The following is a 13795-nucleotide window of genomic DNA, read 5'->3' as shown; positions in this document are numbered from 1 at the left end:
GCGGTCCCTTTCAGCGGACGGACTTGACGCGCAGCGCGACCACCAGGCCGCCGAGCAGGCTGCAGGTCGCCGCGATGAAGTACAGAAGCGTGTAGTTCTTGTCGCCTCCCGCCGCGCCGATCGCCAGGAAGGCCGGCGCGACGAGAGGGGCGAGCCCTTGCGGGAGTGAGGTGGAGAAGCCGTAGATGGCGGTGAAGCGGCCGGCGTCGGTCTCCCGTTCGGGCAGCACGTCGAGCATGACCGCCTGGTCCACGGCGGCGAACAGGCCCAGGCCGAGGTTCGCCAGCGCCGCGCCGAGGATGATCAGCGGCAGTCCGGGTGCCACCGCCATGACGACCGCACCGAAGGCGTACACGCAGCCGCCGATCAGCACGAAGGCGCGGCGGCGGCGCAGCCGGTCGGACAGGAAACCGCCGCCGACCGCGCCGAGCATCGTGGCCACGACGCCACCGCCTGCCAGGACCGCGACCGTGCCCGACACCTCCTTGACGGTCATGTCCAGCCGATCGGCCAGGAAGAACGCGGTGAAGGTCGTGTTGAAGATGACGCCGAACATGAACAGGAACTTGCCGAGCCAGTTCCAGGCGAAGTCGGGGCTCCGGCGCGGATCGAAGAAGTAAGTGCGGGACAGGGACTTCAGGTCCAGCGGCTCGGCCGTCGCCGTCATCCCGCGGCTGTCAGGCTCGCGCAGGAGGCAGACGAACACGATCACGGCCACCGCCCCGAACACCCCCGGGACGAGGAACAGCAGGAGGTTGTTCCCGGTGAGGCCACCCGCCATGAGGACACCGGCGATGGGCGCGAGCTGCTGGACGACGCCGGACAGCCCCGAGACCTTGCCGCGCTGGGACTCGGGCAGCCGGTCGGCCTGCAGGGCGATCAGCAGTGACACGACCGTTCCCCAGCCCACCTGTGCCAGGACCCAGCCGAGACCGAGGACGAGGATGCCGGGCGCCGCCGCCATCACCAGCAGCGCGACGACACCGACGACCGTCCCGGCGAGCAGGAACGGACTGCGGCGGCCGAACCGGCTGCCGGTGCGGTCGCTGAGCATCCCGCACACCGGCGTCGTCAGCAGGGCGGCGAGACCGCCCGCGCCGGTGATGTAACCGAGGTACTCCTCGTGCGCGGGGGCCAGTTGCTCGACCCGGATCGCGAGGGAGATCGCGATCGGCGTCACGAACGCGATGTACACGCCGAAGATCGCCATGACCAGCAGCCAGATGAAAGAGCCCTTCACCTGCGGCAGGTCACCGGAGTCCGCCGACTCGGCCGGTTCACCGGCCGTCGGGAGGGCGCTGTCGAGGATGGGCCCGCCGGTCGGCGGCGGTTCAGAGGGAGTGAGCGCCATGGTGGCCTCGCCTTCGGGGTGAGCGGTATGCGTTGCGCATGACGGGAGAGGGCAACTTCCCTGCTAATGCGCGTTACCAATGCGCGTTAGTACTCAACGGCAGCGGTCAGGAGGCTGGCAAGGGCGGGAACGTAACGGGCTGGTAACGAAGCGGAGGTCGGCCCGCCGTCGTCGCGGCGGGCCGATCCGTGGTCGCGGCAGTGCCGGTTCGTCAGCTCACGGTCTGCTCGGGTTGGTCGTCACCCGTAGCGGTGCCCTGGGGGGAGATGCCCACAGGGCATCTTGCGTTGTGGGTCGGTGACGCCGGCCCGCACCCAAAGGCTTCCGGTGGTAAGACGGGTCGGCCAACGGCCTCGTGATTCAACGGGTCTTAAGGGTTTCCCGGCCCGGGGCGCGGCCGTGACGGCTCCGGCACCGTGCCGCGAGCGGAGTGGGTCAGCGGCTTGCTCACCAGCTCGCGCAGAATCATCCGCTCGACTGGGGTGAGCGGCTCCATCAGGTCGGCGGTGATCTGTGGGACATGTGCGGCCAGGGCGCGCTCCAGCAGTTCACGGCCCTTGGGGCTCGCTTCAAGAAAGGCGGCCCGGCGGTCGTCGGGGTGGGGGTGGCGGACCAGGAGGCCGGCCGCCTCCATGCGGGCGATCAGTCGGGTCAGCCCGCCGGAGGTGAACGAGAGGCCCTCGGCCGGGCGGACGCTGGTGGTCCGGTGGTGGTTTTCGCTGCTGATTACCACACGACTCGGCAACGCCGTCGCGGTGAACACGTGGAACACCTACACCTGGAAGCCCGCGTCGGCCGAGGCCGGCGTCATCCCGCCGCGTGCCAAGGGAGCGAAACCCTGGCAGTGGGCGGCGGCCCCGAAGGACGGCTTCCACGTGCTGCGGCACACCTACGCCTCGATCATGCTGGAGGCCGGAGAGTCCGTTGTGACCTTGGCGCGGTGGCTCGGGCACTCCTCGTCCGCGATCACCCTGGTTACTATGCTCACTTCATGCCGGAGGCCGGAGGCAAGGGGCGCACTGCTATCGACGGACTGCTCAGGAAGTAGGGAGAACCGCATGCCAGTCGAAACTCCCCAGATTCTCCCCAGGGCCGGAGACCTGCGAGTCCGCTAGAGAGATGGATGGCCTGGGGAAATGCTGAAAAATGTAATCGCGACCCGCTACATCACACCCTTGCGGTCCGGCGGCTCCGTCCCCGGCGTAGTCGAGGCGGACGACCTCGGGACGTACGTCGTGAAGTTCACCGGCTCCGCGCAGGGCCGCAAGGCGCTCGTCGCCGAGGTGATCGTGGGCGAACTGGCCCGCGCCCTCGGACTGCGGTTCCCCGAGCTGGTCCTCGTGCACTTCGACCCCGTGATCGCCGACGGCGAGCCCCACCAGGAGGTGCGCGACCTCCACAGCGCGAGCGCCGGCGTCAACCTCGGCATGGACTACCTTCCGGGCGCCCGGGACTTCACCCCGGAGGTGGCGAAGACCTTCCGGGTCGACCCGCTGGAGGCCGGCCGGATCGTCTGGCTGGACGCCCTGACCGCCAACGTCGACCGCACGGTCCACAATTCCAACCTGATGATCTGGCCCACCCTCGGCGTCGCGCCCCCGCGCCTGTGGCTGATCGACCACGGAGCCGCCCTCGTCTTCCACCACCGCTGGGACGGCACCGACCCCGCCAAGGCCTACGACTTCCGGCACCACGCCCTCGGCCAGTACGCCCCGGACGTGCGGGCGGCCGACGCGGAACTGGCGCCCAAGGTGACCGAGGAACTGCTGCGGGAGATCGTGGCGGAGGTGCCGGATGCCTGGCTGACCGACTTCGCCTCGCCCGCCGAGGCCCGGGAGGCCTACGTGGCGTACCTCCACGCGCGCGTGCGCGCCTCGCGGCAGTGGCTGCCCACGGACTTCCCCGGCCGGGAGGAACTCGCCGCCGAGGAGGCCCGGCGGACGGCGAGGAACCAGCAAGGACGCCCCGCATGGCTCAAGCAGGTCCCCGACCTGCACGGCAAGCCCGCGGCCGAACAGGATTGGTCGGTGCACCTCGGATGAGTGGCCGTGTCGAGATCGAGTACTGCACCCAGTGCCGCTGGCTGCCCCGCGCGGCCTGGCTGGCGCAGGAGCTGCTCACGACCTTCGAGGCCGAACTGACGGAACTGGCCCTGAAGCCCGGCAAGGGCGGCGTGTTCGTCGTCCGCGTCGACGGCGAGGCCGTCTGGGACCGCCGCGAACAGGGCTTCCCCGAGCCGACGGCCGTGAAGCAGGCCGTACGCGACCGAGTGGCCCCGGGGAAGTCCCTTGGCCACTCGGACAGGTCCGCCTGACCCAGCTGAGCCTTCCAGCCCCGTCGACGGCAAGCAGTACATGCTGTTGGCGGTTGCCGGTGCGGCCTCCGATTTCACGTTCGTCTCGGCGTGAACAGCGAGGTCCGGAAAGCACCTTGAGCCGGCTGAGGCGACCCCGCTGGGAAGTCGTGGACCCTTTCGAGCCGCGGACACTCCGCCCTCTTCCCTGCCGCGCCTGACTATGTTGTGATGACAGGCACGAGGTCTCAGCTTCGGGGTTTCACCACCCCTGTCGGCTGCCGGGGGGTGTCGGAGACTCAGTCACGGCGGATGTCGTAGGAGCTCTCCGCGCCGGAATGAACGCCGGTTTCGTCGGTCCTGCTCACGAGGTCAAAGGGCTGCCGGAGGATCTGGTACGGGTGTTCCCGAGTCTGCCTTCGGTAAAGCACTTCTTGAGTGATCACTGGGGCGACTGAGCGCAGGCTGCCAGGCCGTACTCGACCTCAAGCACCTCCGCAACGGCCCGTCCTACGCCCATGACCGCGCCCCGGCACCAACTGGTACCGGGGCGCGTCGGGCGGTGTCAGCCGCGCAGCTGCTCGTACGCCGGCAGCGTCAGGAAGTCGGCGTAGTCCTCGTCGAGGGAGACCTTCAGGAGCAGGTCGTGCGCCTGCTGCCAGTTGCCGGCCGTGAAGGCCTCCTCGCCGATCTCGGCCTTGATGGTGGCGAGTTCCTCGGCGGCGACCTTGCGGGCCAGCTCGGCGGTGACCGTCTCGCCGTTGTCGAGGACGACGCCGGCGTTGATCCACTGCCAGATCTGCGAGCGGGAGATCTCGGCGGTGGCCGCGTCCTCCATGAGGTTGAAGATCGCGACCGCGCCGAGGCCGCGCAGCCAGGCCTCGATGTAACGGATGCCGACCTGCACGGCGTTGACCAGACCCGCGTACGTCGGCTTGGCGTCCAGCGAGTCGATCGCGATGAGGTCGGCCGCCTTGACGTCGACGTCCTCGCGCAGCCGGTCCTTCTGGTTCGGCTTGTCGCCGAGGACCTTGTCGAAGGACTCCATGGCGATCGGCACCAGGTCGGGGTGGGCGACCCAGGAGCCGTCGAAACCGTCGTTCGCCTCGCGGTCCTTGTCGGCGCGGACCTTCTCGAAGGCGACCTTGTTGACCTCGGCGTCCCGGCGGGACGGGATGAACGCGGCCATGCCGCCGATGGCGTGCGCGCCGCGCTTGTGGCAGGTGCGGACGAGGAGTTCGGTGTAGGCGCGCATGAACGGGGCGGTCATCGTCACCGCGTTGCGGTCCGGCAGGACGAACTTGGCGCCGCCGTCACGGAAGTTCTTGACGATGGAGAACAGGTAGTCCCAGCGGCCCGCGTTCAGCCCGGAGGCGTGGTCGCGCAGCTCGTAGAGGATCTCCTCCATCTCGTACGCGGCCGTGATCGTCTCGATCAGCACGGTCGCGCGGACGGTGCCCTGCGGAATGCCGACGTAGTCCTGCGCGAAGACGAAGACCTCGTTCCAGAGACGGGCCTCCAGGTGCGACTCCGTCTTGGGCAGGTAGAAGTACGGGCCCTTGCCCAGGCCCAGCAGGCGCTTGGCGTTGTGGAAGAAGTACAGGCCGAAGTCGACGAGCGCGCCGGGCACCGGGGTGCCGTCCGCGTCGACGAGGTGACGCTCGTTCAGGTGCCAGCCGCGCGGGCGCATGACGACCGTGGCGAGCTCCTCGTTCGCCTTCAGGGCGTACGACTTGCCCGACTTCGGGTCCGTGAAGTCGATGTTCCGGGTGTAGGCGTCGATCAGGTTGAGCTGGCCGAGGACCACGTTCTCCCAGGTGGGCGCGGAGGCGTCCTCGAAGTCCGCGAGCCACACCTTCGCGCCGGAGTTCAGCGCGTTGATGGTCATCTTGCGGTCGGTGGGGCCGGTGATCTCGACCCGCCGGTCGTTCAGGGCGTCCGGGGCCGGGGCGACCTTCCAGGAGTCGTCGGCGCGGATCGCGGCGGTCTCCGGGAGGAAGTCGAGGGTGGAGGTGCGGGCGATCTCGGCGCGGCGCTCGGCGCGGCGGGCGAGGAGTTCGTCACGCCGGGGCGTGAACCGCCGGTGCAGCTCGGCCACGAAGGCGAGCGCCGCTTCGGTGAGGACCTCCTCCTGCCGGGGCAGGGGCTCGGCGTCGACGATGGCCAGCGGGGACGGCGCTGGAGCGGACATGAACGGTCACTTCCTTCAGCGAGCTGTGAAGACGAGCCGGCGGTTCGGCACCGGGTGCCAGTCTTCCCGGATACGGCGTTCGGCGCCCGCGGAGCCCTCGGGCGCTTCTGAACAGTGGATACTAGTTTCCTCATGGTGGAAGTTCAATCGTCTGTTGATGTCGAGATTCTCCGGATCGAGGCAAGGTGGCGCTCCGTGCCACCCCGCTCACTCCAGGTGGGTCAGGTCGGCCTCGGTGTCGATGTCGAAGGGCCGGGCGACGTCCCCGCACTCGACGAGCGAGATCGCCGGCCCGTGCTCCTTCAGGTACGCGCGTGCCCCCCGGTCCCCGGTGGCAGTCGCGGCGATGCCCGCCCAGTGGGCGGCACCGAACAGGACCGGATGGCCGCGCACACCTTCGTACGCGGCCGACACCAGCGACTCCTCGCCCTCGTACGCCTCGAGCACCCGGGACACCGCCTCCGGCCCGATGCCGGGCTGGTCGACGAGCGCGACCAGGGCGGCCCGGGCGCCCGTGCCGGCGAGCGAGTCCAGCCCGGCCCGCAGGGACGTCCCCATGCCCTGCTCCCAGCCGGGGTTGTCGACGAGCACGCAGCCCGGCAGGGAAGCCCGCGCGCGCACCTCGTCCGCCTGCGCGCCCAGCACCACGTGGATACGGGCGCAGCCGCCCTCGCGCAGCACCCGCACCGCGTGCTCCACCAGCGGCCGCCCCCGGTGGGGCAGCAGCGCCTTGGGGCGCCCGCCCAGCCGCCGCCCGCCACCCGCGGCGAGCAGCAGCCCCGCAACCGCACGCGCCCCGTCCGTCGTCTCCCTTGTCGTCATGGAACCTGCATACCGCAGCGGGGCTTGCGCGCTCCGGGTGTCTCGCGCCCTCAGGCCAGGAAAGTCACGCAGCGAAACAAGTCGATGACGCAATGGACTGGCGCCTGGTGGCCCGCGTCGTTTACTGTCGCCCGCACCGGCCGGCCGGGCGTCCGACCAGTGCCCGGTGTGGGGGACTTCGCGTCGGAAGGGCACGCACGACGAGGTGCGAGGGGGAGGACTGTGTTGCGGAGCGTGGAGCAGAAGCGGCAAGGGCCCGTGGTCGGCGAGGATCCGCGCGTGACGGAGCTGCGCTCCGCCGTGTCCCGGCTGCGCCGCCGGCTCGCCGCCCATCCCGGCGAGTTCGCGGACCGGAGCATCGCCGAGGAGGAACTGGCCGCCCTGGACGCCATCGCCGCCGACGGCAGCCCCGAGATCCCGCGGCTGCGCCGCTCCCTGCTGCTGATCGCCGGCGCGATCGGCTCGGTGAGCGCGCTGTCACCCGGGCTGGCGGAGGTCCGCCGGGCGGTGGACCTCTTCGGAGGGCCGGTGCGCGGGCAGGGCTAGAGGTGAGGCCTGGCTCGACCGGCGTTACGGGCAGGGCTAGAGGTGAGGCCTGGCTCGACCGGCGTTACGGGAAGGAGCCCCGGTAGCCCGTGTGCGTGGCCCGGGGCTCGAACCGGCCGCAGAGCCAGGTCTCCTGGACGAGTTCGGTGTGCGCCTTCCAGATCGCGAAGATGCCCCGGGGTCCCTGCTTGCCGTCGACCTGCCGGTAGCGGTCCTTGGCGTCCCGGAAGCAGGCCAGACCGGCCATCAGGCCGTGGCCGACCGGGTTGTAGTCGGACCAGGCGCACGCGATGCACGCCTTGAGCCGGGCGCCCGGGGGCAGTTCGCGCTGGATCGCGTACAGGCCCTCCTCGAAGTCGCCGCAGTCGTCCGGGCTGCCGTACTCCCGCCCGTCGAGGCGCAGGGTGAGGACCAGGCTCTGCCCGTCCGGCGCGGCCGGGTCCGGCAGCCGCAGCGCGCAGTGCAGCATCCCTTCCCGGACGCCCTGCCCCGCGAACTCGACGGACAGCGGCAGCCGCCACTGCAGCAGGCAGGAGCGGAGGTCGCCGTCGTGGAGCCGGAACATCGCCGCGGGCGGCTCACCGGCCTGCGCGCCCAGGGTGTCCATGCTGTCGCCCTCGAAGAGGACGCCCCGGATCGTCGTACGGATCAGCTCCCGGCCGTCGGACTCGAAGACGACCTCCTGCGAGCCGTGCCGGTCGGTGTACCGGCCGGGCCAGTGCTGTAAGCCCGTCACGCGGGGCTCTGGCTGGCGAGCGCCACCGACAGTTCGCCGGCGACCTGCTGGAGCACCGGCACGATCTTCTCCGTCGCCGCCTCCGTGACCCGGCCGGCCGGGCCGGAGATGGAGATGGCCGCGGCGGTGGGGGAGTCGGGCACCGAGACCGCGAGGCAACGGACCCCGATCTCCTGCTCGTTGTCGTCGATCGCGTAGCCCTGGCGGCGCACGTCCTCCAGCGCCGCGAGGAACCCGTCGGGCGTCGTGATCGTCTTCTCCGTCGCGGCCGGCATGCCCGTCCGGGCGAGCAGGGCGCGCACCTCCTCCGGCGGGAAACCGGCGAGCAGGGCCTTGCCCACACCCGTGGAGTGCGGCAGCACGCGCCGGCCGACCTCCGTGAACATGCGCATCGAGTGCTTCGACGGCACCTGCGCCACGTAGACGATCTCGTCCCCGTCCAGCAGTGCCATGTTCGCCGTCTCGCCGGTCTCCTCGACCAGCCGGGCGAGATAGGGGCGCGCCCAGGTGCCCAGCAGCCGGGCGGCCGACTCGCCGAGGCGGATCAGGCGCGGGCCGAGCGCGTACCGCCGGTTGGGCTGCTGGCGTACGTATCCGCAGGCCACCAGCGTGCGCATCAGGCGGTGGATGGTCGGCAGGGGCAGCCCGCTGCTCGCGGACAGCTCGCTCAGGCCGACCTCGCCGCCCGCGTCCGCCATCCGTTCGAGCAGGTCGAAGGCGCGCTCCAGGGACTGGACCCCGCCGTTGGCGGAGGACCGGACGGAGTCGGTGGTGCTGGCGCTGGACGGCACGGCGCGTTCCTTTCGGGTAGCATTTCGCTTCCCGGGATGTTAATTCCGCTTCGTGGAAAAGTCCAGGGGGTGGGGTGCTGGTGTGCCCTGTAGCAGTGTGCCCTTGACGGGGCTGCAATGGGAGTGAAGACTCCTTCAACAGAACGTTGAAGAAAGGGGTTCGGGTGTCCGACGCTGAACTGGTGCTCCGCTCGACGCGTGTCATCACTCCCGAGGGGACGCGCGCCGCATCGGTCGCGGTCGCCGGCGGCACGATCACGGCCGTCCTCCCGTACGACGCGCCCGCCCCTGAGGGGGCGCGCCTGGAGGACCTGGGCGACCACGTCCTGCTGCCCGGCCTGGTCGACACCCACGTGCACGTCAACGACCCCGGGCGCACCGAGTGGGAGGGCTTCTGGACCGCCACCCGCGCCGCGGCGGCCGGCGGCATCACGACCCTCGTCGACATGCCCCTCAACTCCCTCCCGCCGACCACGACCGTCGCGCACCTGCGCACCAAGCAGCGGGTCGCCGCCGACAAGGCGCACATCGACGTCGGCTTCTGGGGCGGCGCGCTGCCCGACAACATCAAGGACCTGCGCCCGCTGCACGAGGCCGGCGTCTTCGGCTTCAAGGCGTTCCTGTCGCCGTCCGGCGTGGACGAGTTCCCGCACCTGGAGCGGGACCCGCTCGCCCGCACCATGGCCGAGATCGCCGCCTTCGACGGCCTGCTCATCGTGCACGCTGAGGACCCCCACCGCCTCGCCTCCGCCCCGCAGCGGCCCGGCCCCAAGTACACCGACTTCCTCGCCTCCCGCCCCCGGGACGCCGAGGACAGCGCCATCGCCCAGCTCATCCGCGAGGCGAAGGCCCTCCACGCGCGCGTGCACGTCCTGCACCTGTCCTCCAGCGACGCCCTGCCCATGATCGCCGAGGCGCGGGCGGAGGGCGTCCGCGTCACCGTGGAGACCTGCCCCCACTACCTGACCCTCACCGCCGAGGAAGTCCCCGACGGCGCCAGCGAGTTCAAGTGCTGCCCGCCGATCCGCGAGGCCGAGAACCAGGACCTGCTCTGGCAGGCCCTGGCCGACGGCACCATCGACTGCGTCGTCACCGACCACTCCCCGTCCACCGCCGACCTCAAGACCGACGACTTCGCGACGGCCTGGGGCGGCATCTCCGGACTCCAGCTGAGCCTCTCGGCGGTGTGGACGGAGGCCCGCAGGCGCGGGCACGGCCTGGAGGACGTGGTCCGCTGGATGTCCGCGCGGACGGCCGACCTGGTCGGACTGCGCCACAAGGGCGCCATCGAGGCGGGCCGCGACGCCGACTTCGCCGTCCTCGCCCCCGACGAGACCTTCACCGTCGACCCGGCCGCCCTCCAGCACCGCAACCACGTCACGGCGTACGCGGGCAGGACCCTGTACGGCGTCGTGAAGTCCACCTGGCTGCGCGGGCAGCGCATCGTCGCGGACGGCGAGTTCATCGAGCCGAAGGGGCAGCTCCTCACCCGGACCGACTGAATCCCACCCCAGACCGCGAAAGGCAGATCTGATCACCGTGACGGCGATTCCCAGCTTCACCGGCGACGCGAACCCCTACGGAGGCGGCGACCCGTACGCGGACTACCGCACCGCCGACTTCCCCTTCACCCGGCACGCCAACCTCGCCGACCGGCGTCTGGGCGCCGGTGTCATCGCCGCCAACGACGAGTTCTTCGCCCAGCGCGAGAACCTGCTGGTGCCCGAGCGCGCCGAGTTCGACCCCGAGCACTTCGGGCACAAGGGCAAGATCATGGACGGCTGGGAGACGCGCCGCCGCCGGGGCGCCTCCGCCGAGCACCCGTGGCCTACCGCGGAGGACCACGACTGGGCGCTGGTCCGCCTCGGCGCCCCCGGCGTGATCCGCGGGATCGTCGTCGACACCGCCCACTTCCGCGGCAACTACCCGCAGGCCGTGTCCGTCGAGGGCACCTCGGTGCCGGGCTCGCCGTCGCCGGAGGAGCTCCTCGGGGACGACGTGAAGTGGACGACCCTGGTCCCGCGCACCCCGGTCGGCGGCCACGCGGCGAACGGCTTCGCCGTCGCGGTCGAGCAGCGCTTCACCCACCTGCGGGTCAACCAGCACCCCGACGGCGGCATCGCCCGCCTGCGCGTGTACGGCGAGGTCGTCCCGGACCCCGAGTGGCTGGCGGCGCTGGGCACCTTCGACGTCGTCGCCCTGGAGAACGGCGGCCGGGTCGAGGACGCCTCCGACCTCTTCTACTCGCCCGCCACCAACACCATCCAGCCGGGCCGCTCCCGCAAGATGGACGACGGCTGGGAGACCCGCCGCCGCCGCGACCAGGGCCACGACTGGATCCGCTACCGGCTGGCCGCCCAGGCCGAGATCCGCGCCCTGGAGATCGACACCGCCTACCTCAAGGGCAACAGCGCCGGCTGGGCGTCGGTGTCCGTCAAGGACGGCGAGGACGGCGACTGGCGCGAGATCCTGCCCCGCACCCGCCTCCAGCCCGACACCAATCACCGCTTCGTCCTCCCGGCCCCGGCCGTCGGCACGCACGCGCGCGTGGACATCTTCCCGGACGGCGGCATCTCCCGCCTGCGCCTGTTCGGCTCCCTGACCCAGGAGGGCACCGGCCGGCTGGCGGCGCGGCACCAGGAGCTGGGCGGCTGACCCACCCGCCCCGTGGGGCGCACCGGCCTGACAGCACCGGTGCGCCCCACGTGTCTCATGCGGCGTGTCCGCCGTCGACCGCGAACTCCGCCCCGGTCACGTACGCCGCCCCGGCCAGGTAGGCGACCATCGACGCCACCTCGTCCGCCGTCCCGAACCGGCCCAGCGCCGTCATCGCCGCCTGCCCGGACGCGTACGGTCCGTCCGCCGGGTTCATGTCGGTGTCGACCGGACCCGGGTGGACGAGGTTCGCGGTGATCCCGCGCCCGCCCAGCTCCCTCGCCAGGGCCTTCGTCAGCCCCACGAGCGCCGCCTTGCTCATCGCGTAGAGCGTCCCGCCGGGCCCCGGCACCCGCTGGGCCATGCAGCTGCCGACGGTGATGATCCGCCCGCCCTCCGGCAGCCGCGCGGCGGCCGCCTGGGAGGCCAGGAAAGACCGCCCGTACGTTGACGGCGAGCACCCGGTCCACGTCCGCGAGCGACAGGCTCTCCAGCGGCCCGAGCACGCCCACGCCCGCGTTGTTCACCAGGACGTCGAGCCCGCCCAGCGCCTCGGCCGCCGCGGCCACCGTACCGGCCGCCTCGGCCGGGTCCGCCGCGTCCGCGCGCAGCGCCACCGCCCGGCGCCCCAGCGCCTCCACGGCCCGTACGACGCCCTCGGCCGCCTCCTTGCCGTGCACGTAGCCGACGGCCACGTCCGCGCCCTCCCGGGCCAGCCGCAGAGCCGTCGCCGCGCCGATGCCACGGCTCCCGCCGGTCACGAGAGCCACCTTGCCGTCGAGAGTTCCTTGTGAAGTCATGCGTCCATCCCAGCGGCCCGGCGCGGCCGGCACTGGCGGCGAACGGACGTCGAGGCCGGGCGCGGCCGCCGGACGAGGAGCCGTACGGCCCAGCGATGAGTTGCGGGGGCCGGCGGGGTCTGAACCCATGGCAGCAGATCCCCTCCGCTCCGGAAGGAAGGCACCCGCCATGGGCAAGCTCGTCTCCACCCTCTTCGTCACCCTCGACGGCGTCTACCAGGCCCCCGGCGGGCCGCACGAGGACACCCGCGGGGGCTTCACCCACGGCGGCTGGAGCTTCCCGTACGCCGACGAGGACTTCGGCCGGTTCATCAACGAGGTCTTCGCGCGCCCGGGCGCCTTCCTGCTCGGCCGCCGTACGTACGACATCTTCGCCACGTTCTGGCCGAAGGTGACCGACCCCGGCGACCCGGTCGCCTCCCGGCTCAACTCCCTGCCGAAGTACGTCGTCTCCTCGACCCTGAAGGACCCCGGGTGGGCGGGCACCACCGTGCTCTCCGGCGACCTCGCCAGGGAGGTCACCGCCCTGAAGGAGCGCATCGACGGCGAGGTCCAGGTGCACGGCAGCGGTGCCCTGGTCCAGTCCCTGCTGGCGCTCGACCTGGTCGACACCCTCCATCTGCTGACCTTCCCGGTCGTGCTCGGCGCCGGGTTCCGGCTGTTCCCGGAGGGCTCCGCACCGACCGCGTTCGAGCACGCCGGAGGGAGCGTCACCGGCGCGGGCGTCTCGATCCAGACCTACGACCTGGCGGGCCGCCCGCAGTACGGCGAGTACGCCCTGCCGGAGAACGCGTAGGTTAACTCCCCGCCAACTCATCGGACTTGACGGGAAAATCTCTCAACTTGACATTGACATGCCACTGTCTACGCGCGTCATCATGGCCCCATGAATTTCCCCCCACGCGCCTCGCGGCTCGGCGCAGCAGCCGCCCTCCTGTCCGCCCTCCTCGTCGGCGGCACCGTCTCCGCCACCACGGCCGACGCGGCCCCCACCGCCGTTGGCAGCATCTGCTACAGCGACCTGCCCTCCCAGGCCCACGACACGCTCGACCTGATCGAGCAGGGCGGGCCGTACCCGTTCGACCAGGACGGCACGGTCTTCCAGAACCGGGAGCGCATCCTGCCCAGCCAGCCGTCCGGCTACTACCACGAGTACACGGTCATCACCCCCGGCTCCTCCACGCGCGGTGCGCGGCGCATCGTCACCGGTGAGGAGCACCAGGAGGACTACTACACGGCCGACCACTACGCGTCGTTCGACCTGGTCGACTACGGCTGCTGAGCCGTCCGGCCACCGCGGTGAACCCCGGCCGGAAGTCCGCCCGGTCCTCAGACGGACTTCCGGCTCCCGGCCGCCGCGAACAGGGCGACGCCCAGCACGAGCAGCGCGACGCTCGCGTAGACCTCGTAGCCGTCGAGGAACCCGAATCGATGCACGAGGCCCCAGTTCCAGTCGGTGAACTCGTGCACCAGGCCCGCCACGCCCTGAACGAGGGCGAGGAAGCCGAGAATCTCCAGCGCGTGCTTCATGCCCCGAGCCTCGCCCGGCGGACTCACCTGGCGCATCGGCCGCAGGGCGAGCTCCTGGTGACGGAAGTCCCTTTCCGGCC

14 protein-coding genes and 1 pseudogene are annotated in these 13795 nt (G+C 71.3%); 7 read left to right on the top strand and 8 right to left on the bottom strand.

Going from position 1 to position 13795, the window contains the following annotated elements:
* Positions 1-10 precede the first annotated feature (10 nt).
* The gene (locus IE255_RS35035; protein WP_190054455.1) at positions 11-1351 is read right to left on the bottom strand and encodes an MFS transporter; all 1341 of its coding nucleotides are present in this window, start codon (positions 1349-1351) and stop codon (positions 11-13) included.
* A 370-nt stretch (positions 1352-1721) separates the two neighbouring features.
* The gene (locus IE255_RS35030; protein ID WP_229906727.1) at positions 1722-2114 is read right to left on the bottom strand and encodes a MarR family winged helix-turn-helix transcriptional regulator; all 393 of its coding nucleotides are present in this window, start codon (positions 2112-2114) and stop codon (positions 1722-1724) included.
* A 373-nt stretch (positions 2115-2487) separates the two neighbouring features.
* Here IE255_RS35030 and IE255_RS35025 point away from each other — a divergent pair, with 373 nt between their 5' ends.
* A complete protein-coding gene (locus tag IE255_RS35025; protein WP_190054453.1) occupies positions 2488-3393 on the top strand; it encodes a HipA family kinase in 906 nt (301 codons plus the stop codon).
* Complete coding sequence (locus IE255_RS35020; protein WP_190054452.1) at positions 3390-3665, top strand: Rdx family protein; 276 nt, start codon at positions 3390-3392, stop codon at positions 3663-3665. The genes IE255_RS35025 and IE255_RS35020 overlap by 4 nt, the downstream gene beginning before the upstream one ends.
* Positions 3666-4209: 544 nt before the next feature.
* Here the strand turns inward: IE255_RS35020 and aceB are convergent.
* The gene (gene aceB, locus IE255_RS35015; protein WP_190054451.1) at positions 4210-5835 is read right to left on the bottom strand and encodes a malate synthase A; all 1626 of its coding nucleotides are present in this window, start codon (positions 5833-5835) and stop codon (positions 4210-4212) included.
* A gap of 207 nt (positions 5836-6042) precedes the next feature.
* Positions 6043-6657, bottom strand: a complete 615-nt coding sequence (locus IE255_RS35010) for a nucleotidyltransferase family protein (RefSeq protein ID WP_190054450.1) — start codon at positions 6655-6657, stop codon at positions 6043-6045.
* Positions 6658-6879: 222 nt separating this feature from the next.
* Here IE255_RS35010 and IE255_RS35005 point away from each other — a divergent pair, with 222 nt between their 5' ends.
* The gene (locus IE255_RS35005; protein WP_190054449.1) at positions 6880-7203 is read left to right on the top strand and encodes a DUF5955 family protein; all 324 of its coding nucleotides are present in this window, start codon (positions 6880-6882) and stop codon (positions 7201-7203) included.
* A gap of 64 nt (positions 7204-7267) precedes the next feature.
* On the opposite strand, the gene IE255_RS35000 is transcribed toward IE255_RS35005, so the two are convergent.
* Both IE255_RS35000 and IE255_RS34995 read right to left on the bottom strand, forming a co-directional pair.
* A complete protein-coding gene (locus tag IE255_RS35000; RefSeq protein WP_190054448.1) occupies positions 7268-7939 on the bottom strand; it encodes a DUF6304 family protein in 672 nt (223 codons plus the stop codon).
* A complete protein-coding gene (locus tag IE255_RS34995; protein WP_190054447.1) occupies positions 7936-8730 on the bottom strand; it encodes an IclR family transcriptional regulator in 795 nt (264 codons plus the stop codon). The genes IE255_RS35000 and IE255_RS34995 overlap by 4 nt, the downstream gene beginning before the upstream one ends.
* A gap of 164 nt (positions 8731-8894) precedes the next feature.
* Between IE255_RS34995 and allB the strand changes: the two genes are divergently transcribed.
* Positions 8895-10232, top strand: a complete 1338-nt coding sequence (allB, locus tag IE255_RS34990) for an allantoinase AllB (RefSeq protein ID WP_190054446.1) — start codon at positions 8895-8897, stop codon at positions 10230-10232.
* 37 nt (positions 10233-10269) lie between these two features.
* On the top strand, positions 10270-11385 hold the full coding sequence (gene alc / locus IE255_RS34985; protein WP_190054445.1) for an allantoicase: 1116 nt from the start codon (positions 10270-10272) through the stop codon (positions 11383-11385).
* Positions 11386-11440: 55 nt separating this feature from the next.
* Here alc and IE255_RS34980 read toward each other — a convergent pair.
* Positions 11441-12185 (bottom strand): annotated as a pseudogene (locus IE255_RS34980) (SDR family oxidoreductase).
* A 169-nt stretch (positions 12186-12354) separates the two neighbouring features.
* On the opposite strand from IE255_RS34980, the gene IE255_RS34975 reads away from it, so the two are divergent.
* Positions 12355-12981 (top strand): dihydrofolate reductase family protein, encoded by a 627-nt coding sequence (locus tag IE255_RS34975; protein ID WP_190054444.1) that lies wholly within the window; start codon positions 12355-12357, stop codon positions 12979-12981.
* Between the two features lie 90 nt (positions 12982-13071).
* Complete coding sequence (locus IE255_RS34970; protein ID WP_190054443.1) at positions 13072-13467, top strand: guanyl-specific ribonuclease; 396 nt, start codon at positions 13072-13074, stop codon at positions 13465-13467.
* A 47-nt stretch (positions 13468-13514) separates the two neighbouring features.
* On the opposite strand, the gene IE255_RS34965 is transcribed toward IE255_RS34970, so the two are convergent.
* The gene (locus IE255_RS34965) at positions 13515-13715 is read right to left on the bottom strand and encodes a hypothetical protein (protein WP_190054442.1); all 201 of its coding nucleotides are present in this window, start codon (positions 13713-13715) and stop codon (positions 13515-13517) included.
* Positions 13716-13795: the final 80 nt, after the last annotated feature.

The organism is Streptomyces lomondensis (assembly GCF_014651035.1).
GTDB lineage: Bacteria > Actinomycetota > Actinomycetes > Streptomycetales > Streptomycetaceae > Streptomyces > Streptomyces lomondensis.
This window is presented reverse-complemented; position numbering and strand designations above follow the sequence as displayed.